Here is a 21,087-nt window from a genome sequence, read left to right on the forward strand (position 1 = left end):
TTCATCTGCGCACGTAAACTCGTTGCCGCCGGTCTCAACCCAGCGCTTCGGCGATCCGCCGGGCCAGCCGGTCGGCAACCGCCTGTTTGCTCATGCGCGGCCAGTCCTCGGCGCCCGTTTCGGTGATCAGGACCACCCGGTTTTCCGTGCCGCCCATGATGCCGGTCTCGGGGCTCACGTCATTGGCCAGCAGCCAGTCACAGCCCTTGCGGGCGCGCTTGGCGGTGGCGGTCTCGACCACGGACTCGGTCTCGGCGGCAAAGCCCACCACCAGGCGCGGCCGCCCGGTGGCGCGCTGGCTGACCGTGGCCAGGATGTCGGGGTTTTCAGCCAGGGCCAGCTCGGGCAGCCCGCCGGCACCCTTCTTGATCTTCTGTTCGCTGGCCGCCCTGACGTGCCAGTCGGCCACGGCGGCGGCGAAGACGGCCGCATCGGCGGGCTCGGCGGCCTCGACCGCCGCCAGCATCTGCCGCGCGGTCTCGACGGGCACCACGTCCACCCCGGTCGGGGCGGGAACGGAGGCCGGCCCTGTGACCAAGGTCACCCGCGCGCCCAGGTCGCGCAGCGCCGCGGCGATGGCCGCGCCCTGCGTGCCCGAGGACCGGTTGGCGATATAGCGCACCGGGTCGACGGGCTCATGCGTCGGCCCCGAGGTGACCAGCACATGCCGGCCCTGCAGCGGCCCCCCGCCCAGCGCCGCCGCGATGGCCGCGCGGATCTCGGCCGGCTCGGCCATGCGCCCCGGCCCGTATTCGCCGCAGGCCATGTCGCCCTCGGTCGGGCCGACGAAGAGGATGCCGTCCTCCCGCAGCGCGTTGGCGTTGCGCCGCGTGGCGGGGTGCTCCCACATGCGCACATTCATCGCCGGGGCGATCAGCACGCGCTTGTCCGTGGCCAGCAGCAGGGTCGTGGCCAGGTCATCGGCCAGCCCGCCGACCATTCTGCCCATAAGGTCGGCCGTTGCCGGGGCCACGACCACCAGGTCGGCGGCGCGGCTCAGCTCGATATGGCCCATCTCCGCCTCGGCTGTCAGGTCGAAAAGCTCGCGATGCACCGTCTCGCCCGCCAGCGCCGCGAGGCTCAGCGGCGTGACAAATTGCGCGCCCCCCTCGGTCAGAACGGGCGTCACCGAAGCCCCCTGCGCGCGCAGCAGGCGGACAAGCTCCAGCGTCTTGAAGGCGGCGATGCCGCCCCCGACGATCAGCAGGATGGATTTGCCCGTCAACATGGCGCGGCCCCTCATGGTATCGGCCGAGCCTATCCCGCGGGCGCCGGCGGGGCAATGCGGCCCGCGCCGCTACTGGAAGGCGGCGCAGGGGTCGGCGCGGTCCACCGGGGGCGACGACACGACAAGGTCGAAATTGCCGGCCGGGGCAGCGCCGCCTTCTGCCTGGCCCAGCGCGAAGATGTCCACCCCGGTTCGGGCGCGCATCAGCATGGCGGGCACGCCCCGGTCCTTGCGGGCATGGCCGTTGCCAGTGATCACCACGACGGGTGACCCGGCTGAGTCGAGCGCGGCCAGCGTGGCGCGGGCCAGTTCGGCGTCGCGCAGCCGCTGCACCGCGACCATTTGCGGCAGCATTTCCTCGGGCAGGGCATCGCAATGCGCCTCGGCCTGCATGGCCTGCCGCTGCGCCTGTTCGGCCGCGGGCAGGGGCACGTCCAGGCCGAAGCGCCCGGCATCGCCGCTGAACTCTGCCACCATGCCGCGCTGCATGGCCGCGCGCGCCCGGGGCCGAGGCACCCGCGCGCCCCAAACACGCGCCTCGGGCGCCGCGGCAAAGATCGGGTAGTACATGGAAAAGTCTGGCAGGCCGCTTGCCTCATCCCAGCCGAGTGCCGCTTTCAGGTCCTGTTCCGTTACGCCCGGCCGATGACGCTTGGCCTGCGCCGGTGTCAGGAATTCGAAAACGAGCGCGGCAGGGTCGAGGGCCGCGACGATCTCGGCCTGACGGGCGTGATGATGCGGGTTGTCATGCGTCTCGCCCAAGATCACCACGTCGGCATCAGCTTGGCCGATGGCGTCTACCGCAGGATCGGCCGCCGCGGGCCCCGCCACGACGGCCAGAATCGCACAAACGCCCCTCATGCGAGGAAGTTGAGCACTTCCCGCGACCGGCCTTCCAGAGATTTGCGCATCTTGCCGAAAGCAGCCGATTCCAGCTGGCGGATACGCTCCTTGGACAGGCCCAACTCGTCGCCCAGGCTTTCCAGCGTGCGGGGATCGTCGCGCAGCTTGCGTTCGCGCACGATGAACTGTTCGCGGTCATTGAGCGCGGACAGCGCTGTCAGCAGCCACTGGCGCAGCGTCTCGTTGTCGTGGTCGGCCTCGACCGTCTCGGCGGCCTGCTCGCCCTCGTCCTCCAGCGCCTCGATCCATTCGCGGCCCTCGTCCTCGGCCGATTGCGTGGCGTTGAGCGAGAAATCCGACCCGGACAGCCGCCCTTCCATCATCTCGACGTCGTGCTCGGGCACGCCAAGTTCCTTGGCGACGGCCGTGCGCAGGTTGTGCGGGTCCAGCGTCTCGCCGCGTGCGCTCGCCTCGCGCTCGAGCCGGGCCTGGATGCGGCGCATGTTGAAGAACAGCGATTTCTGGCTGCTGGTGGAGCCCGTGCGCACCATGGACCAGTTGCGCATCACGTAATCTTGGATGCTGGCCTTGATCCACCAGACCGCGTAGGTTGAGAACCGCACGCCGCGGTCCGGGTCGAACTTGTCGGCGGCCTTCATCAGGCCCAGCGAGGCCTCCTGGATCAGGTCGTTCATGGGCGCGCCATAGCGGCGGAACTTGGACGCCATGGAGATCGCGAGCCTCATGTAGGCGGTGATGAGGCGATGCAGCGCCTCTTCGTCGCGCTGGTCGCGCCAGGCGTAGGCCAGTTTCAGCTCGGTCTCTGCATCCAGAAGCTCGGCCTTCATGGCCGAGCGCGTCATGCTCTGGTCGTCGGCGGTATCAAGTGCCATGGGAACCCCCTGTCTGTGTGCCATCCTGTGCAGACTTGTAAAGATTACGCAAAGGCTTCGCGCATGGATCACCGCAACAGCGGGAATCCGCGTGACGTCGCAGCCGGCGCGCGGCCGCATCTCGTGCATGACCCCCGTTGATGACCGGCCGCACGAATGATCGCTTTGACCGGGCAGCGGACCAGGCCATGCTGCAGCCATGACCTATGACGTTTTCCTCGGCGATCGCAGCTATTCCAGTTGGTCCCTGCGCGGCTGGCTGATGTTTCGCAAGTTCGACCTGCCCGTGCGCACCTCGATGGTCGGGCTCTATACCGGCACATTGCGCGACGACCTGTCGCACCTCGCGCCGGCGCGGCAGGTTCCGGTAATGCGCGCGCCCGATGGCGTGGTCGTCGGCGACAGCCTGGCGATGGCGGAGACCTTGCATGAAAGCCACCCCGGGGCCGGTCTTTACCCGGACGACCGCGCGGCGCGGGCGCTTTGCCGCTGGATCGTGGCCGAGATGCATTCAAGCTACGCCAGCCTGCGCGCAGCGTGCCCGATGAACCTGGTCCATGGCTGGGCCGAGTTCGCGCTCGGCGACGACGTGCGCGCCGATCTGGCACGGATCGAGTCGCTCTGGACCATGGCGCGCAACCGCTTCGGGGCCGGGGGGCCATGGCTGTTCGGGCGCTACAGCCTTGCCGACGTGTTCCACGCCCCGGTGGCGGCCCGGATCGCCGGCTATGACCTGCCCGTTGGTGCGGCGGCCCGCGCCTATGTCGACCAGCATCTTGCCGATCAGGATTTCCGGCAATGGCGTGCGATGGGCGAAACCGTGCGCGTCACCCCCGCCCCCTACCGGATCGATGCGCAGGAGCGGCCATGGCCCGGCCCGACCTCGCCGCCCGGCCGGGCCGTCGCAACCGGGCCCGCGGTCAACGCGACCTGCCCCTTTTCCGGCGAACCGGTCAGCCATTTCATGTCGCTGGACGGCCATGTCTTCGGCTTCTGCAACGCCTTTTGCCGCGACAAGACCGCGGCCGACCCGGGGGCCTGGCCGGAATTCCGGGCGATTCATTCACCGTTCGTTAACCCTGGAGATGATTAACGTTAACCGATCTTAACTCAGGGGTCGGTCGATGGTTTCAGTCGCCTACACGGTGGCCTTCGAGGGGGTCGAGGCCCGCATGGTCGAGGTTCAATGCGCCGTATCGCCCGGTCTACCGGCCTTTTCCATCGTCGGTCTGCCCGACAAGGCAGTATCTGAGGCGCGCGACCGCGTGCGCGCGGCGCTGTCGGCGATGTCGATCGCGCTGCCCTCCAAGCGCATCACGGTGAATCTCTCGCCGGCCGACCTTCCCAAGGAGGGGAGCCATTTCGACCTGCCCATCGCGCTCGCACTTCTCGCGGCGCTCGAAGTCCTGCCCGACGACAAGGTCTCCGAGACGGTGGCCCTCGGCGAATTGTCGCTGGACGGCGGGCTGGTGCCGGTGATCGGCGCGCTTCCGGCGGCGATGGCCGCGGCCGAGGACAGCCGCAGCCTGCTCTGCCCCGCCGCCTGCGGGGCCGAGGCCGCCTGGGTCGAGGCGGCGACGGTGATCGGCGCGGCCTCGCTGGGCGAGGCGGCGCGGCATTACACCGGCCAGACGACCCTCTTGCCGGCCGAGCCGGGCGAGGTCACGTCCGGCCCGGGCGGGCGCGACCTGTCGGACGTCAAGGGCCAGGAGCGGGCCAAGCGCGCGCTGGAGATCACCGCCGCCGGGCGCCATCACATGCTGATGATCGGTGCGCCGGGGTCGGGCAAGTCCATGCTGGCCGCGCGCCTGCCCGGTATCCTGCCACCCCTCAGCGCCGCCGAGGCGCTGGAAACCTCAATGATCCACTCGCTGGCCGGAATCCTCGACGAGGGCGGCATATCGCGCGCGCGGCCCTTTCGCGAACCCCACCACACGGCCTCGATGGCGGCCATCGTCGGCGGCGGGCGCGGGGCGAAACCGGGCGAGATCAGCCTGGCGCACAACGGCGTTCTCTTCATGGACGAGTTTCCCGAGTTCCCGCGCACGGTGCTGGAAACCCTGCGCCAGCCCATCGAGACCGGCGAGGTCATGGTCGCCCGCGCCAACGCCCATATCAAGTATCCCAGCCGCTTCATGCTGGTGGCCGCGGCCAACCCCTGCAAATGCGGCTACCTGTCCGAACCGGCTCGCGCCTGCGCCCGCGTGCCCCAATGTGGCGAGGATTACCTGGGCCGGATCAGCGGTCCGCTGATGGACCGGTTTGATCTGCGCGTGGATGTCCCGCCGGTGGCCTTTGCCGATCTCGACCTGCCGGACCCGGCGGAAAGCTCGGCCGAGGTGGCCCGGCGGGTCATTTCAGCGCGCGACATCCAGGCGGGGCGCTACGACGGCGGCCCGACGCGGGTGAACGCCGATCTCGAGGGCGGCGCACTGGAAGAGGTCGCCACGCCGGACGCCGAGGGAAAGGCGCTGTTGCTCAAGATCGCCGAACGGTTCGGCCTGTCGGCGCGCGGCTATCACCGGGTCATGCGCGTTGCACGCACCATCGCGGATCTCGACGGGGCGGAGGACGTGCGCCGCCCGCACGTGGCCGAGGCCGTGGGTTACCGGCTGGCGCTGTCCAGCGAGGTCTGAACGGCGCGCGCGACCTCGTCGAGCGTGGAGGCCGATTCGGGCAGTTGCCAGGCGGGAAATATCGGCCAGACATGGGGCAGGTCGCGTTCCTCGGTCAGGCTGGCCCGCACCCCCTGCCCGCGCAGGTGGTCGGCCATACGCCGGGCGTCGTCGCGCAGGATCTCGGTATCGCCGACCCAGAGGTGAACGGGCGACGCGCCGGTGAAATCGGCAAACAGCGGCGAGGCCCGCGGATCGGCCGGATCGGCGCCGCCGATGTAGGTGTCGCGCGCCTCGGCGATGCGCCGGGGCGGTAGCAGGACGTCGGTGCCGGCATTGGCCGCCATGCTGGCCCCCCTTAGCGTCAGGTCTGTCCAGGGCGACAGGGCGAAGGTCATCAGCGGTTGCGGCAGGCCCAATCGGCAGACCTCGGCCAGCAGGGCCAGCGCGAGCCCGCCGCCCGCACTGTCGCCGCCAAGGATCACCGGGCCTGCCGCGGCCATGTCGCGATAGGCGGCCAGCGCCGCCTCGGGCGCGGCCGGAAATGGGTGTTCGGGGGCCAGCGGGTAGTCGAGCAGCACCGCGCGGGCGTCGCAGCGCGCCACCAGCCGCGCCAGCAGCCCCGCGTGGGTCCGCGGGCTGCCGAAGACATAGGCGCCGCCGTGCAGATACAGGATCGGCGTCGCCTGCGGGCGGCCGATCTCGAGCGCGGGCAAGCCCGCAACCGAGATCGGCGCGACGCGCGTGCCGCGCGGGGGCCGGAAGAACAGCCGCGCCTGGGTCTCGAACCGGTCGCGGATTTTCGGCGGGGGATGTGCGGGCATCCGCGCCAGCGCGGGCCGCTCGACCCGGGCCAGCCAGGCGTTGAGCGCCCGCGCCCGCAGGCTCACCGTTTCGCCTCGACCGCGTCCCAGATAAGCCCGGCCACGTTGGTGCCGTCGAAGCGCTCCAGTTCCTGGATGCCGGTGGGCGAGGTCACGTTGATCTCGGTCAGCCAGTCGCCGATCACGTCGATACCGACGAAGACCTGCCCCTTCTCGCGCAGCAGCGGGCCGATGCGGGCGCAGATCTCGTGGTCGCGCGCGGTCATGGCCACCTTCTCGGGGCGGCCGCCGACGTGCATGTTCGAGCGTGTCTCGCCCGCGGCCGGGACGCGGTTGATCGCGCCCACGGGTTCGCCATCGACGAGGATCACCCGCTTGTCACCCTTGGACACGGCCGGCAGGAACTTCTGCACGATCAGCGGCTCGCGGTTGATGCCGGAAAACAGCTCGTGCAGAGACACAAGGTTGCGGTCGCCCGCGGGCAGGCGGAACACCCCGGCGCCGCCGTTGCCGTAGAGCGGCTTGAGAATGATGTCGCCGTGACGATCGCGGAAGTCCTTGAGCGTTTGCAGATCGCGCGCGATGGCCGTGGGCGGCGTGAGGTCGGGAAAGTCCAGCACCAGCAGTTTCTCGGGGTAGTTGCGCACCCAGAAGGGATCGTTGACCACCAGCGTGTCGGGGTGGATGCGCGCGAGCAGATGGGTGTTGGTGATGTAGCTCATGTCGAAGGGCGGGTCCTGGCGCAGCCAGACCACGTCCATGTCCGACAGGTCGACCTCGCGTTCCTCGCCCAGCGTGAAATGATCCCCCGAGATCGCGCGCAGCTCCAGATCCCAGCCGCGGGCCATGACGCGGCCCTCCTGGTAGGACAGTCGGTCGGGGGTGTAGAAGAACAGCGCGTGGCCGCGCGCCTGCGCCTCGAGCCCGAGGCGGAAAGTGCTGTCGGCGGTGATGTCGACGGGGCCGATCGGGTCCATCTGCAGGGCGACGGAAAGGGGCATACGGGGGCATCCGGGGCAATTGTGATGCGCCCTACATGGCGCATCGGCCCGGATTGGGCAACGCCTTGCCCCGCGCAGGGCGTGTGCGGTCAGGTCATGAAGGCGTTTTCCAGCACCTCGACCCGGCCGGTGCCATCCACCAGGGCCATGTCGAAGCGCATGTCGCTGTCTGCACCCTGCCCGGCCGCGTCGAGGTATTCGAGCGCCGCGGCCATGATGCGCCGGGCCTGTGCCGGGGCGATTCGCGCGGCGGCCCGGGCGTGGTCGCGCGCCTGTTTCACCTCGACGAAGACGGTCTGCGCGCCCTGCCGGGCGATCAGGTCGACCTCGCCCGCGGCCGACCGCCAGCGGCGCGCCAGCACGTCACAGCCCCGGCGTTCATAGTGCCGTTCGACGCAATGTTCGGCGGCCAGGCCCGAATGAAAGGCCGTCAGGCCGCGCATCCTGCCGTGCGTCATGTCGTGTCCTTCAGGGCCAGGGCGATCTGGTAGACCTCGCGCCGGGGGCGGCCCATGGCCCCGGCAACGGCGGTGGCCGCATCTTTCACGCGCATCGTTTCCATCGCGTTAACAAGCGCGGCTCGCACGGCCTCATCGCCCGCCACGTCCTCGGGTCCGGGCGCGATCAGCACGACGCATTCCCCCTTGACCGGGTGGTCCGCAAGACGGCGGGCCAGGTCCTCGGCCGTGCCCGACAGGCGCTCCTCGAACCGCTTGGTCAATTCGCGGCAGACGACGACCTCGCGCTCCGCGCCCAGCGTCGCGGCAATGTCGGCGACCAGCGCCGCCAGCCGCCGGGGCGATTCGTAAAGCACCACCGTCCCGTTCTGGTCGCGCAGGCCGGACAAGGCCGCGCGCCGGGCCGCCTGCGCATTTGGCAGGAACCCGGCGAAATGGAACCGGTCGGTGGGCAGGCCCGACACCGCGAGGGCGGCCAGAAGCGCCGACGCCCCCGGCACGGCAACGACGGGATGGCCCGCCGCGCGCACCGCGCGGGCCAGCTGGAACCCCGGATCGGCCAGAAGCGGCGTGCCTGCCTCGGCCACGTAGGCGACAGCCTGCCCGGCCGCGATCGCCGCGATGATCCGGTCGCGCACGCCCGGCCCGGAATGGTCGTGATAGGCCAGCATCGCCCGGCCGCCGGTTTCAAGCCCGTGCAGGTCCATCAGTTTGCGCGCCGTGCGCGTGTCCTCGGCCGCGATCAGCCCGGCACTGGCCAACACATCGAGCGCCCGCAGCGTGATGTCGCGCGCGTTCCCGATGGGTGTGGCGACAAGGTAAAGCCCCGCGTCGAGGGGCGTTTCGGGGTGATTCATGACTCGAAACTTCCGGCATGGTCCGTATGATGCAAGCCTGAAAGTGCCGGGCCCGGCGGGCGCGGCCGATCCGTGACCGCCCGCGCGGCGCCCAACGCATATAGAGAGACCGTTCATGTCCGCTAGTACCATGCGCTTGCTCATCGTTCCACGTCGTCTTGCCGCGCGGCTGATCGCACTGCTGTCGCTGGCCTGGCTGGCCGCCTGCGACGTGCCGCCCGTTCAGACCGGCCCCGGTGGGGGCCAGCGGATCGACCCCGGTGCGCCGGTCCAGGTCGGCCTGCTGGTGCCAGGCAGTGGCAGCCCCGAGATGGCGCGCATCTCGTCCAGCCTGGAAAATGCCGCGCGCATGGCTGCCGCCGAGCTTGACGGCGCGCGCGTCGACCTGCGGGTCTATACCACCAACCGCGACCCGCAAACGGCCGCCGCCATGGCCAACCGGGCCGTCCGCGACGGCGCCGGGATCATCCTCGGACCGCTGGACGCCCAGAGCGCGATTGCCGCCGGCAACGCGGTGGCCGGGGCCAACGTCAACTTGCTCGCCTTTTCCAACAACCCGGTGGTGACCGACACCACCGGGGCCAATACCTTCATCCTCGGGCGCACCTTCGAGAATACCGCCCAGCGGCTGGTCAGCCACACGATGCGCGAGGGCATCAGCAGCTACGCGGTCGTCCATCAGGACGACGTCGCCGGCCAAGCCGGGCGCGATGCCATAACCGGCACCGTGCGCGGCAGTGGCGGCACGGTCAGCACTGTGCAGGCCTATCCCTTCTCTCAGGCCGGCATATTCGAGGCGGCCCCCGGGATCACAGAGGCCGTGCGCGCCTCGGGCGCAGGGGCGATCTTCGTGACCGATACCGTCCAGGGCGGGCTGTCGCTCATGGCGACCGCCATGGTGGACCGCGGCGTAGACCCGGTTCAGACCCCGTTCATCGGCCTGACCGACTGGGGCGTGACAGGCCAGGCCGCGACCCTGCCGCCGCTTCAGAACGGCTATTTTGCACGGCCCGATGCCAACCTCGCGCAGCAGTTCGAGCAACGCTACACCGACACCTACGGCACGCCGCCGCACCGCCTCGCGTCGCTCGCGCATGACGGGATCGCTGCGATCGGATCGCTCGTGGCCAGCGGCGATCCGGCGGCCCTGACGACGGACAGCCTGACGCGGCGATCGGGCTTTGTCGGCGCGACGGGCATCTTCCGGCTGAACCCCGACGGCACGAATGACCGCGCCCTGGCCGTGGCGCGCATCCAGGACAATCAGGTGATGGTCGTTGACCCAGCTCCAAACCGTTTCGGCCTCGGCGGCTCCTGAGGGCGGCACCGACGCGGCAGCGGCCGACCCCCTCGTCTGCCAGGCCGCGGAGATCCTCGACCCGGCGGCCCTGCGCCGTGACATTCGGGGCGCGGCGGCCACCGCGGGGTCCGATGCCGTGGACCGGCGCAAGGCCGTCGTCGAGGTGCTGCGCGCCGCCCAGTCCGACGGGCGCGCGGCCATCGCCGAGGCGTTCCGGGCCAATCCCTTCGCCGCCCGCGCCACGACCCGGGCCTATGCCTGGTTGACCGACCAACTGGTCGGGGCCACCTTCGACCTCGCGCGCGAGGTCTTTCACCCCTCCCCCACGCCAACAGCGCAGGAACGGCTTTGCCTGATCGCCGTGGGCGGCTACGGGCGTGGCGAGATGGCCCCCTATTCGGACGTCGACCTGCTGTTCCTGGCCCCCTACAAGCTGACGCCCTGGGCCGAAACGGTGATCGAGTCCATGCTCTACGTGCTGTGGGACCTCAAGATGAAGGTCGGCCACGCCAGCCGTACGGTCAAGGACTGCCTGCGCCTGGCGCGGGAGGATTTCACCATCCGCACCTCGCTAGTCGAGCGCCGCTACATCGCGGGCGACGCCGACCTGTCCGAGGAGCTCTCCCAAAGGCTGCAGGACGAGCTTTTCGCGAACACCGTGCCCGAGTTCATCGAGGCCAAGCTGGCCGAACGCGGCGCCCGCCACCGCAAGCAAGGCGGCCAGCGCTACATGGTCGAACCCAACGTCAAGGAAGGCAAGGGCGGCCTGCGCGACCTGCAATCGCTCTACTGGATCGGCAAGTATATCCACCGCGTCCACGACGCCTCGGAGCTCGTCCGCCATGGGGTCTTCACCCAGGAGGAATACGACAGTTTCCGCGCGGCGCACGACTTTCTCTGGGCGGTGCGCTGTCACGTCCACCTGCTGTCGGGGCGGGCCACGGATCAGCTGACCTTCGATCTGCAGGTCGAAGTGGCCGCGGCCATGGGCTATCGCGACCGGTCCGGCCGGCGCGCGGTCGAGGTCTTCATGCAGGACTATTTCCGCCATGCCACCGAGGTGGGAGAACTTACCCGCATCTTTCTGACCGCGCAGGAGGCCGCACACCTCAAGACCGAGCCGATGCTGCAGCGGCTGCTCAAGCGCCGCCGCCGCGCCCGGCCGCCCTATGCGATCAAGCAGAACCGGCTGACCGTGGCCGACCCCGAGGCCTTTCTGGCCGACAAGCTGAACCTGCTGCGCATCTTCGAGGAGGCCCTGCGCACGGGCACCCTGCTGCACCCGGACGCGATGCGCCTGATCAAGGCCAATCTGGACCGCATCGACGACGGGATGCGTGCGGACCCCGAGGCCCGGCGCATCTTCCTCGATCTGCTGCTCAAACACGGCAATCCCGAACGCGCCCTGCGCCGGATGAACGAGATCGGCCTGCTGGGCGCCTTCATCCCCGAGTTCGAGCCCATCGTGGCGATGATGCAGTTCAACATGTATCACCATTACACCGTGGACGAACACACCATCCAGTGCATCAGCCACCTGGCCCGCATCGAGCGCGAGGAACTGGACGAGGAACTGCCGGTCTCGACCGACATCATCCGCGGCGGCATCAACCGCCGGGTGCTTTTCGTCGCGCTGCTGCTGCATGACATCGGCAAGGGCCGCGACGAGGATCACTCGGTCCTCGGCGCCCGGATCGCCCGCAAGGTGGCCCCACGGCTGGGGCTGTCGCGCAAGGAAAGCGCCACCGTCGAATGGCTGGTGCGCTATCACCTGCTGATGTCCGACATGGCCCAGAAACGCGACATCGCCGACCCGCGCACGGTGCGCGACTTTGCCAAGGCGGTGAAGACGCAGGAACGGCTGGACCTGCTCTGCGTGCTGACGGTCTGCGACATCCGCGGCGTCGGCCCGGGCACCTGGAACAACTGGAAGGCGGCGCTGCTGCGGGCGCTCTACCGCCAGACCCGGACGGCCCTGCAGGACGGCATGGAGGCGCTCAACCGCGAGGAGCGCGGCTCGGAGGCGCGCAAGAACCTGCGCGCGGCGCTCACCGGCTGGTCGGACAAGGCGATCCGGCGCGAACTGGCCCGGCATTACCCGCCCTACTGGCAGGGGCTGCATGTCACCGCGCATGTCGACTTCGCCGAACTTCTGCACGACATCGAAACCGATCAGATCCGCATCCGTCTGACCCCGGACGCCGACCGCGACGCCACCCGGGCCTGTTTCGCCATGGCCGATCACCCTGGCATCTTCAGCCGCATGTGCGGCGCGCTGTCGCTGGTGGGCGCGAACGTGGTGGACGCGCGCACCTTCACCACCAAGGACGGCTTCGCCACCGCCGCCTTCTGGATACAGGACGCCGAGGGCCATCCCTATGACGAGGACCGCCTGCCGCGCCTGCGCTCGATGATCGAGCGCACCCTGCAGGGCGAGGTCGTCCCCAGCGAGGCCCTGGCCGACCGCGACAAGATGAAAAAGCGCGAGCGGGCCTTCCGGGTGCCGACCTCGATCACCTTCGACAACGAAGGCTCGGAAATCTACACGATCATCGAGGTCGACACACGCGACCGGCCCGGCCTGCTTTATGACCTGACGCGCACGCTGGCCGCGCAGAACGTCTATATCTCCAGCGCCGTCATCGCGACCTACGGGGAACAGGTGGTCGATGCCTTCTACGTAAAGGACATGTTCGGCCTGAAATTCCACTCGGACACCAAGCGGCGCGCCCTGGAGAAGAAGCTGCGCGAGGCCATCGCCAAAGGGTCGGCGCGGGCGCGGTCCTGAGCCGACCCCCGGCAGTTGAAAAACCCGGGTGCGGGATCAAAATTCTGGAATTTCGATCCCCGTTGCACCGGGGCCGTGCGGTAACGGCGGCCGCAAAAAGACCGCGGCGGCGCTTGCGCCCGCCCGCGCGCGCATGGGAAGGCACATCCAGCCGTTGCCGCCGAAGGACCGCGCCCCGTGAAACCCATCCGCCTTGTTGCCGGCTTTCTGACCGTCGGGGTCTGGACCCTGCTCAGCCGCGTGCTGGGCTTCGTGCGCGACATCCTGATCGCTGCCTTCCTCGGCGCGGGGCCGGTGGCCGAGGCCTTCCTGATCGCTTTCGCCCTGCCCAACATGTTCCGCCGCTTCTTCGCCGAGGGCGCCTTCAACATGGCCTTCGTGCCGATGTTTTCCAAGAAGGTCGAGGGCGGTGACGACGCGCTGGGCTTTGCCCGGGATGCCTTCGCGGGGCTGGCCACCGTGCTTATCGTCTTCAGCGTGCTGGCCGTTCTGACGATGCCCTGGCTGGTAGCGGCCATGGCCGGCGGTTTCATCGGGGACTCGCGCTTTGACCTGGCCGTGCTCTATGGCCGGATCGCCTTTCCCTACATCCTGTTCATCTCGCTGGCCGCGCTGCTGTCGGGCGTGCTCAACGCCGTCGGCCGTTTCGCGGCCGCCGCCGCGGCGCCTGTGCTGCTCAACGTGCTGTTCATCGGGGCGATGACCTGCGCGGTATTGCGGGGCTGGGACGTGGGCGACGCGCTGGCCTGGACCGTGCCCGTCGCGGGTCTTGCGCAGCTGGCGCTGGTCTGGGGGGCGGCCCGGCGCGCGGGCTATGCCCTGGTGCCGCGCCGCCCGCGCCTGACACCGGACTTGAGGCGCCTTGCCGTGATCGCCGCCCCGGCCGCATTGGCGGGCGGCGTGATGCAGGTGAACCTGCTGATCGGGCGGCAGGTGGCCAGCTTCTTCGAGGGAGCGATCGCCTGGCTGTCCTACGCGGACCGGCTCTATCAACTCCCCCTCGGCGTGGTCGGCATCGCGGTGGGCGTTGTGCTGCTGCCCGACCTGTCGCGCCGGTTGCGCGCCGGCGACACCGAGGGCGGCGCCCACGCCTTCAACCGCGCGGCCGAGTTTTCGCTGGCGCTGACCATCCCGGCGGCGGTGGCCCTCGTGGTGATCCCGGTGCCGCTGGTCAGCGTGCTGTTCGAGCGCGGGGCCTTCGCCGCCGATGACACCGCCGCCACGGCGCTGGCGGCGGCGGTTTACGGGCTGGGCCTGCCCGCCTTCGTCATGCAGAAGACGCTGCAACCGCTCTATTTCGCGCGCGAGGACACGCGGCGACCCTTCCATTATGCCGCGGTGTCCATGGTCGTGAATGCCGTTGTGGCCATCGGGCTGGCCCCCGTGATCGGCTATATCGCCGCCGCCTTCGGCACCACGCTGGCAGGCTGGGCCATGGTCTGGCTGCTCTGGCGCGGCAGCCGCCGAATGGGCGATGCCGCGGGTCTGGACGCCCGGTTCAAACGGCGGCTGTGGCGGATCGTGCTCGCTGCGCTGCTGATGGGCGGGCTGCTCTGGGCGGCGGTGCTGCTGGTGGGGCCATGGCTGGGCGTGCCGCTGCTGCGCTACGCGGCCCTCGCCCTGATCGTCGGGATCGGCATCGCGAGCTATTTCGCGATCGGCCACCTGCTCGGCGCCTTCCGGCTGGGCGAGTTCCGGGCGGCGATGCGGCGCGGCTAACGCTGGCGCACCCGGTCGAGGAACCGCTGCCAGCCGCCGGGCGCGACGAGCGGGGCCAGCACCAGCCCGGTGACGAAGCCCGACAGTTCCGCGATCCACCAGGGCGTGGCCCCGAACAGCATGGACCAGACCAGCATCAGCCCCATCAGGACCCCGATCAGGGTGAAGGCGCGGTACTGGTTCTCGCCCAGGCGGCCCAGGGTCAGCCACATCATGTAGGTATAGGCCCCGATCAGCCCGTAGATCCCCGGATAGGCCCCGATCAGCCCCATGTTGCGGGGGCTGGCCAGCCCGTAGACCAACGCGCCGAGGATGGCCGAGCCGAAGAACAACAGCGCGAAGGGCACCGGGCGATAGGCCTCGCCCACGAACTTGCCCAGCGCCAGAAGCAGCACGCAGGTCCAGAGCGTGTGCGTGAAGGACCCGTGCAGGAAGATATAGCTGAGCGGCCGCATCAGCATGTCGGCCCCGTAATTGCCCTGCACCAGCACCTGGTCCAGCACCGCCGGGGCGAAGGCGTAGTCCTGCATCGCACCCGCGCGCCAGCCGATGGCGCCCGGCCCGCCGACAAAACCGGCCGCGCCAGCCGACAGGATCAGTTCGACCCCGGCGATGACGAGCACCAGCGCCAGCGGCACCGGGGGGATGGCGTTGAAGGGGCTCTGGTTGTCCACTGCTCGGCTGTCCTTCGGTTGACGGGACTTGCCCCCATGGGTAAGCGAGTACGACCCGCTTTTCCAGCCCCCGCAGACCAGATGGCGACCGCTCCATGACCGATGTCCAGTTCACCCCGCGCGTGTTTTCCGGGATCAAGCCCTCGGGCGGGCTGACGCTCGGCAATTACCTCGGTGCGATCAAGCGCTGGGTCGCGATGCAGGACGAGGCGACCGAGAACATATATTGCGCCGTGGACATGCACGCTGTGACCGTCTGGCAGGACCCCGCCGCGCTGCGCCAGGGCACGCGCGAGATCGCCGCCGGGCTGCTGGCCGCCGGCATCGACCCGGGCAGGTCGATCCTATTCAACCAGTCCCGGGTGCACCAGCACGCCGAGCTTGCCTGGGTGTTCAACTGCGTCGCCCGCGTCGGCTGGATGACCCGGATGACCCAGTTCAAGGACAAGGCCGGGGCCAATTCGGAAAAGGCCTCGCTGGGGCTTTATGCCTACCCGTCGCTCATGGCCGCCGACATCCTGCTCTACCACGGCACCCATGTGCCCGTTGGCGAGGATCAGAAGCAGCACGTCGAGCTGACCCGCGACATCGCCGCCAAGTTCAACCACGACTACGGTGTCGACTTCTTCCCCCTGACCCAGCCGGTGATCGAGGGGCCGGGCACCCGCGTGATGAACCTGCGCGACGGGTCCAAGAAAATGTCCAAGTCCGGCGACAGCGACATGGAGCGGATCAACATGCTCGATGACGCCGACACGATCGCCAAGAAATTCAAGAAGGCCAAGACCGACCCCGCGCCGCTGCCAGAAACCGTGGACGGGCTGACCGACCGCGCCGAGGCGAAGAACCTCGTCGATATCTATGCAGGGCTGACCGACCAGACCGCCGAGGCGGTGATCGCCGACTACGCCGGCGCGGGCTGGGGCACGTTCAAGCCGGCGCTGGCCGATCTGGCGGTGTCGAAACTGGCACCCGTCTCGGACGAGATGAAGCGCCTGTTGAACGATCCCGCCGAGATCGACCGGACCCTGGAACAGGGCGCCGACAAGGCCCGGGACATCGCCGCGCCGATCCTGGACCGCACTTACGAAATTGTCGGGTTTCTCAGCTCCTGACTACCCCGGCCGATCCTGACCGCCGGGGTCGCGCAGGCCCTGCAGGCGCAGCGCGGCGTGGCGCGCGAACGTCCGGGTGACGACCTTGCGGCGGGCCCCGGCCAGCGGCGCCTCGGGCCCCATGCGGACGATCTCGGCATCGTAAGGGTCGGCGATGATCAACCCCGTGCCGTCGGGCAAAAGATCAACGGGGAAATCGGCATCGACCGCCCAGAAGAACCTGTCGCACCAGTCCAGGTAGCCCTCCCATTTGTGGTCCGACAGGAAATCGGCGCGCGAGGACTTGCATTCGACCACCCAGACCTCGCCCGCCGCGCCCAGCGCCATCACGTCGACGCGCAGGCCCCGGGTGGGCGCCAGTTCCTCGAGACAGGCAAAGCCATGGGCCTGCCGCAATTGGCGGGAGACCCCGCGGGCCAGCAATTGGCCCGGTGTCATGGCGCTGACGGGGCGATCCTCGGGCATGTGAAGAAGATGAACAATCCGTGAACATCATGCAAGCCCCCGCTGTCGCCGATATGCAAAGGCGTTCTTTACCTTGCGGCACGGGGTTTGCCTCTTGTCGGCCCGGGTGTCGCGGCTTACTTCCTAAAGCGGCGGGTTACTGCGCTTCGCGTTACACGGGTTCGTTCCAGTGACCTTACGCAAATCCGAGGGAGCTGGCTCTGTTCAGGCCGTGGTCTGATTACCCGGCGCCCACCTGTTCACACAGGTCCTCGGGAATCGCACACCCATACGGTCGTTGTGGTGCCCGCCACTTTTGCCCAGCACACCTTTGAACTGGCCTAGCACGCGCGTGCCAGACCGTTGCCCGGTGTGCAGGCTGGTGGGAACTGGATGCGACGGCTCACCGCCATTTGCGACCGCGCATGACGGTCTAGCCTGACTCGCACTATCCCGCGACCTGAATTCTGCGCGGCGGGTGTAACCATCCCCGACGTGCGTGAGGACTTGGCCGGCATGCTTCGCTGTTAAATGAGCCTGTCCCGACGGTCGCACAGGGGCCCGATACCGCTTACGAGAGGCGGAGTGCCGACAGTGTCCCGCCCACTGGCGCTGGCTCGTGACCGCGCTCAGCCCCGGTGGTCCGTGCTGCGCACCGGAATCGGTTCGGCCAGCGTGACCGGGCTGCGCGTGCCGCCCTCGTCGTCATCGTCGTCATCCTCGGACATCGCCATGATCGCGATCCCGAACTGGACCCCTGCGAAGACGATCCCGTTGAAGACCCACATCATCACCACGGCCACGATGCCCGCCGACGACCCGGCTACGAGCCCCCGAAGGCCGACCACGTCGAAGGTCAGCAACAGGCCGACGAACACGGCCGCGGCGGCGAAACCGATGGCGCAACTCTTGATGTAGAGCTTGATGAGGTCTGGCGTCCGTTGGTTCTGCATGGCGGGCCTCCTTTGGGACTCAACGTAACAACAGCCGCCCGCCTGTCCAGCACCGGCCCCGGCCCCGGCGACGATTTGCCATGGGCCCCCGCCTTCGGCTTGGCATTCCCCGGCGCGCTGCCTAATGTCGCGCCATGCTGCGCAGTGCCCCTGTCTTCTCCGACGATCAGGCCGAGGCCTGGGACGCGATTGCCGCGTCCCTGGGCACCGCCGGCGTCGACCTTGTGCAGGCCACGACGACGCCGCCGGCCGAGTGTGACACGGGGCGCGTGCTGGCCGTCCTTGGCAAGGCGGGCAGCGGCAAGACCATGCTTCTGGCCAGCCTGCACGAGACCTTGAAAGAGGCCGGCGTGCGCGTCGTCTCGGGCGATTGGGAGGGCCGCCGCCGCAAGGACCAGCGGACGCTGGCTATCCTCGCGCCCACCAACAAGGCCGCCAGCGTGCTGCGCGCCCGAGGCGTGCCCGCGACGACGATCCACCGCATCCTTTATACCCCCGTCTACGACCCGGAATACGAGAAGGTCGCCGAATGGCTGGCCGGCGAGGGTGATCGCCCCGCGATCGAGGGGCTGTCGGACACCGCGCTGGATCGCGCCTGGGCGTCCTATCAGGCGCACAATTCCGTGCCCGCCGCGCTGGCCGCCGCCGGGCTGCGCGGATCGGACTTCATCACAGGCTGGAAGCGGCGTGACGATCCGCTGGATATCGGCTTTGTCGACGAAAGCTCGATGCTGGACGCGCGCCAGCTTGAGGACCTGCAGGAGATTTTTCCCACGCTGGTCCTCTTCGGGGACCCGGCCCAGCTGCCCCCGGTGAAATCCGAGGGCGGCGGCATGGTCTTCGACGGGTTGCCGCAGGCCCGCAAGCGCGATTTGCACCGCATCCACCGGCAGACGGCGGACAACCCGATCCTCGACCTCGCCCATGCGCTGGCCGACCCGATGCTGGATTTCTACGGATTCGAGCGCATGGTCGAGGAAATCGCGGCGCGCGATGACCGCGTCGTCATGGCCCAGCGCGTCGAATCCGACCTGATGGCGCGCTCGCCGGTGCTGGTCTGGCGCAACGCGACGCGCATCCGCCTGATCCACGCCTTTCGCGCGGCCCATGGCGCCCCCGGGGATTCGCTGCTGCCCGGCGAACCGCTGATCTGCGACGGCATCGAACTGCCCCTGAAACACCGCAAGAAACGGCTCGACCTCGAGGCCCGCGGCCTGATCAAGGGCGCGCAGGTGATCTACAAGGGGCCGGGGCGCAAGCCGGGGTTCAGCCGCCTGCACGTCATCGGCGCCGAGGACCCGCAGGTCAGCGCCGCCTCGATCGTCAAGATCGAAAGCCAGGTCGCCGACGAGGAACCCTTCATCCCCTTCGCCGCGCGCATGGGGGCCACGTTCCTGCACGGGGCGGCGGTGACCATCCACAAGGCGCAGGGCTCGCAGTGGCCCGCCGTGCAGGTCTTTGCGCCCGATATCGAAGTGGCCAGCCGCATGGGCCGTGTCGAGGCCGGCCAGCCGCTGTGGAAACGGCTCGCCTATGTCGCCATCACCCGCGCCGAGGAGCGCCTGCACTGGGTGGTGCGCAACCGGCTGGCCCGCCCCGAGGCGCCCCTGACAACCGACGACCTGGAGGCCCCATCGACGCCGCTCGAGCTGGACGGCGAAACGCTGTGACCGGGGGCTGACCGCTACCGCTGCAACAACCGAAAGGCGGTCGAGGCGCTCCAGCCCGCAGCGATAGCGATGGCCAGCGACATCAACCCGTAAAGCAGCGGCCGGTTGCGCGACAACTCGTAGAGCCAGCGTTCCAGCCCCACCTTGTTGACCGCGATCTCGGTCTCGTAGACGTCCACGACACTGCCGTCCCGGGTCAGGAATATCCGGGTGCTATACGGCCCCTCGGTCAGGTTCGCGGGCAGGCTGACGCGGCCGCGAAAGAGCGTGTCCTCTTCCAGGTCCACCGCGTTTTCCAGCACCTGGTAAAGCCCCGCGCGTTCGCGGATGCGGATCAGCGCCTCGGTAAAGGCCTCGGCATCCTGCACGGTCATCGGTGCGCCGACCGAGCGGATGGCCCGCGGGATGGTGATGTCGTAGCGCAGGTCCGCGACCGCGTTCAGCGCCGTGTCGAGCGGCGCCGAGCTGAGCACCGCGTAAAAGGACGGGGCCGCGTCCACCTCGACGGCGTCGACATTGGCCCAGATGCCCGCCACGCGGGCCTTGCGGCGCACGGTGACGCGTTCCGACGGCCCGGCCAACGTGATGATGACGTCCAGGTCGGTCTCGTCGGGGATCGGCGCTTCGCGTTTGACCGCGCCGAAGACCAGGATTTCCGAGCCGTCGAAGGTGGCGGTGATCGCCACCTCGTCGCGCGACAGGCCCAGCACGACCTCTTCGGCGCGCAGCGGCGCGGCCAGAACCAGCAACAGGACCAGCCAGCGTCCCATCAGTGCCCCCCCGTGCCCAGCGAGTAGATCTCGGACGGGGTCAGCAGCAGATCGAGCGCCAGCTTGCCGCAGACCACAAGCACCATGGCCGCCAGCAGGATGCGCAACTGCTCGGCCTTCATGCGGGTGCCGATCCGGGTGCCGATCTGGGCACCGATCACGCCGCCGACCAGCAGCAGCACCGCGAGCACCACATCCACGGTGAAATTCGTGGTCGCGTGCAGCAACGTGGTGAAGGCGGTCACGAAGATGATCTGGAACAGCGAGGTCCCGACGACCACCTTGGTCGGCATCCCCAGCAGGTAGATCATCGCCGGCACCATGATGAAGCCGCCGCCCACGCCCATAATGGCCGCGAGGATGCCCACGAAGACCCCGACGATCAGCGGCGGGATCACCGAGATGTAAAGCCCGGAGACCCGGAACTTCATCTTGAAGGGCAGGTTGTGGATCCAGGTGTGGCGCCGCCGGTCGCGCGCTGGCGCCCCTCCGGCGCTGCGGGTGCGCAGCAGCGCGCGCAGGCTTTCAAGGAACATCAGCCCGCCGACCACGCCCAGGAAGATCACGTAGGACAGCCGCACAAGCAGATCGACCTGGCCCTGCGCCTTGAGGTAGTTGAACAGCACCACCCCCAGAGCAGCCCCCACGAGACCGCCCACCAGAAGCACGGTGCCCATCTTCAGATCGACGGTCTTGCGCCGCAGATGCGCCAGCACACCGGAAAACGACGAGGCGACGATCTGGTTGGCCTCGGTGGCGACGGCGACGGCCGGTGGAATACCGATGAAAAACAGCAGCGGCGTCATCAGGAACCCGCCGCCCACGCCGAACATGCCCGAGAGCACACCCACTAGTCCGCCCAGCCCCAGCAGCAGGACCGCGTTCACCGAAACCTCGGCTATCGGCAAGTAGATCAACATGACCCAAATAGCCAT

General features: G+C 69.0%; 19 protein-coding genes. 7 read left to right on the forward strand and 12 right to left on the reverse strand.

Annotated elements, in window-relative coordinates:
- Positions 1-34: 34 nt before the first annotated feature.
- The 3 genes from coaBC to BU124_RS02975 all read right to left on the reverse strand — a co-directional run bounded on the left by coaBC (position 35) and on the right by BU124_RS02975 (position 2,964).
- Positions 35-1,228, reverse strand: coding sequence for a bifunctional phosphopantothenoylcysteine decarboxylase/phosphopantothenate--cysteine ligase CoaBC (coaBC, locus tag BU124_RS02965; RefSeq protein ID WP_084860968.1), 1,194 nt, complete (start codon positions 1,226-1,228; stop codon positions 35-37).
- Positions 1,229-1,297: 69 nt separating this feature from the next.
- Positions 1,298-2,089 (reverse strand): ChaN family lipoprotein, encoded by a 792-nt coding sequence (locus BU124_RS02970; RefSeq protein ID WP_084860969.1) that lies wholly within the window; start codon positions 2,087-2,089, stop codon positions 1,298-1,300.
- Positions 2,086-2,964: an RNA polymerase factor sigma-32 gene (locus BU124_RS02975; RefSeq protein ID WP_084860970.1), complete on the reverse strand. Its 879-nt coding sequence runs from the start codon at positions 2,962-2,964 to the stop codon at positions 2,086-2,088. The genes BU124_RS02970 and BU124_RS02975 overlap by 4 nt, the downstream gene beginning before the upstream one ends.
- A gap of 199 nt (positions 2,965-3,163) precedes the next feature.
- Here BU124_RS02975 and BU124_RS02980 point away from each other — a divergent pair, with 199 nt between their 5' ends.
- Together BU124_RS02980 and BU124_RS02985 are read left to right on the forward strand one after the other, a co-directional pair.
- Positions 3,164-4,057, forward strand: a complete 894-nt coding sequence (locus tag BU124_RS02980) for a glutathione S-transferase (protein WP_084860971.1) — start codon at positions 3,164-3,166, stop codon at positions 4,055-4,057.
- A gap of 31 nt (positions 4,058-4,088) precedes the next feature.
- Complete coding sequence (locus BU124_RS02985; RefSeq protein ID WP_084860972.1) at positions 4,089-5,600, forward strand: YifB family Mg chelatase-like AAA ATPase; 1,512 nt, start codon at positions 4,089-4,091, stop codon at positions 5,598-5,600.
- Here the strand turns inward: BU124_RS02985 and BU124_RS02990 are convergent.
- The 4 genes from BU124_RS02990 to rsmI form a co-directional block, all read right to left on the reverse strand.
- A complete protein-coding gene (locus BU124_RS02990) occupies positions 5,570-6,469 on the reverse strand; it encodes an alpha/beta hydrolase fold domain-containing protein (RefSeq protein WP_084860973.1) in 900 nt (299 codons plus the stop codon). The genes BU124_RS02985 and BU124_RS02990 overlap by 31 nt on opposite strands.
- Positions 6,466-7,404 carry a glutathione synthase gene (gshB, locus tag BU124_RS02995; protein ID WP_084860974.1) on the reverse strand — a complete coding sequence of 313 codons (939 nt, stop codon included), beginning with the start codon at positions 7,402-7,404 and terminating at the stop codon, positions 6,466-6,468. Before gshB ends, BU124_RS02990 begins: the two co-directional genes overlap by 4 nt.
- 89 nt (positions 7,405-7,493) lie before the next feature.
- The gene (locus BU124_RS03000) at positions 7,494-7,847 is read right to left on the reverse strand and encodes a YraN family protein (RefSeq protein ID WP_084861214.1); all 354 of its coding nucleotides are present in this window, start codon (positions 7,845-7,847) and stop codon (positions 7,494-7,496) included.
- Between the two features lie 11 nt (positions 7,848-7,858).
- Positions 7,859-8,719, reverse strand: coding sequence for a 16S rRNA (cytidine(1402)-2'-O)-methyltransferase (gene rsmI, locus BU124_RS03005; RefSeq protein ID WP_084860975.1), 861 nt, complete (start codon positions 8,717-8,719; stop codon positions 7,859-7,861).
- A 115-nt stretch (positions 8,720-8,834) separates the two neighbouring features.
- Between rsmI and BU124_RS03010 the strand changes: the two genes are divergently transcribed.
- The 3 genes from BU124_RS03010 (at position 8,835) to murJ (ending at position 14,526) form a co-directional block, all read left to right on the forward strand.
- A complete protein-coding gene (locus BU124_RS03010) occupies positions 8,835-10,037 on the forward strand; it encodes a penicillin-binding protein activator (RefSeq protein ID WP_084860976.1) in 1,203 nt (400 codons plus the stop codon).
- On the forward strand, positions 9,997-12,807 hold the full coding sequence (locus tag BU124_RS03015; RefSeq protein ID WP_084860977.1) for a [protein-PII] uridylyltransferase: 2,811 nt from the start codon (positions 9,997-9,999) through the stop codon (positions 12,805-12,807). Before BU124_RS03010 ends, BU124_RS03015 begins: the two co-directional genes overlap by 41 nt.
- A gap of 177 nt (positions 12,808-12,984) precedes the next feature.
- Complete coding sequence (gene murJ / locus BU124_RS03020; protein ID WP_084860978.1) at positions 12,985-14,526, forward strand: murein biosynthesis integral membrane protein MurJ; 1,542 nt, start codon at positions 12,985-12,987, stop codon at positions 14,524-14,526.
- Here murJ and BU124_RS03025 read toward each other — a convergent pair.
- The gene (locus tag BU124_RS03025; protein ID WP_084860979.1) at positions 14,523-15,200 is read right to left on the reverse strand and encodes a rhomboid family intramembrane serine protease; all 678 of its coding nucleotides are present in this window, start codon (positions 15,198-15,200) and stop codon (positions 14,523-14,525) included. The two genes, murJ and BU124_RS03025, sit on opposite strands and share 4 nt — an antisense overlap.
- A 95-nt stretch (positions 15,201-15,295) precedes the next feature.
- On the opposite strand from BU124_RS03025, the gene trpS reads away from it, so the two are divergent.
- Positions 15,296-16,315: a tryptophan--tRNA ligase gene (trpS, locus tag BU124_RS03030; RefSeq protein WP_084860980.1), complete on the forward strand. Its 1,020-nt coding sequence runs from the start codon at positions 15,296-15,298 to the stop codon at positions 16,313-16,315.
- Here the strand turns inward: trpS and BU124_RS03035 are convergent, their stop codons facing one another.
- Both BU124_RS03035 and BU124_RS03040 read right to left on the reverse strand, forming a co-directional pair.
- Positions 16,316-16,780, reverse strand: coding sequence for an MmcB family DNA repair protein (locus tag BU124_RS03035; protein WP_084860981.1), 465 nt, complete (start codon positions 16,778-16,780; stop codon positions 16,316-16,318).
- 608 nt (positions 16,781-17,388) lie between these two features.
- Positions 17,389-17,712 carry a hypothetical protein gene (locus BU124_RS03040; protein ID WP_084860982.1) on the reverse strand — a complete coding sequence of 108 codons (324 nt, stop codon included), beginning with the start codon at positions 17,710-17,712 and terminating at the stop codon, positions 17,389-17,391.
- 134 nt (positions 17,713-17,846) lie between these two features.
- Between BU124_RS03040 and BU124_RS03045 the strand changes: the two genes are divergently transcribed.
- The gene (locus BU124_RS03045; protein ID WP_084860983.1) at positions 17,847-19,382 is read left to right on the forward strand and encodes an ATP-dependent DNA helicase; all 1,536 of its coding nucleotides are present in this window, start codon (positions 17,847-17,849) and stop codon (positions 19,380-19,382) included.
- Positions 19,383-19,396: 14 nt separating this feature from the next.
- On the opposite strand, the gene BU124_RS03050 is transcribed toward BU124_RS03045, so the two are convergent.
- Entirely contained in the window at positions 19,397-20,152 is a 756-nt protein-coding gene (locus tag BU124_RS03050; protein WP_084860984.1) for a TIGR02186 family protein, read from the reverse strand.
- Positions 20,152-21,072, reverse strand: a complete 921-nt coding sequence (locus BU124_RS03055) for a sulfite exporter TauE/SafE family protein (RefSeq protein WP_084860985.1) — start codon at positions 21,070-21,072, stop codon at positions 20,152-20,154. The genes BU124_RS03050 and BU124_RS03055 overlap by 1 nt, the downstream gene beginning before the upstream one ends.
- Positions 21,073-21,087: the final 15 nt, after the last annotated feature.

It is taken from the genome of Salibaculum halophilum (genome assembly GCF_002094885.1).
GTDB lineage: Bacteria > Pseudomonadota > Alphaproteobacteria > Rhodobacterales > Rhodobacteraceae > Salibaculum > Salibaculum halophilum.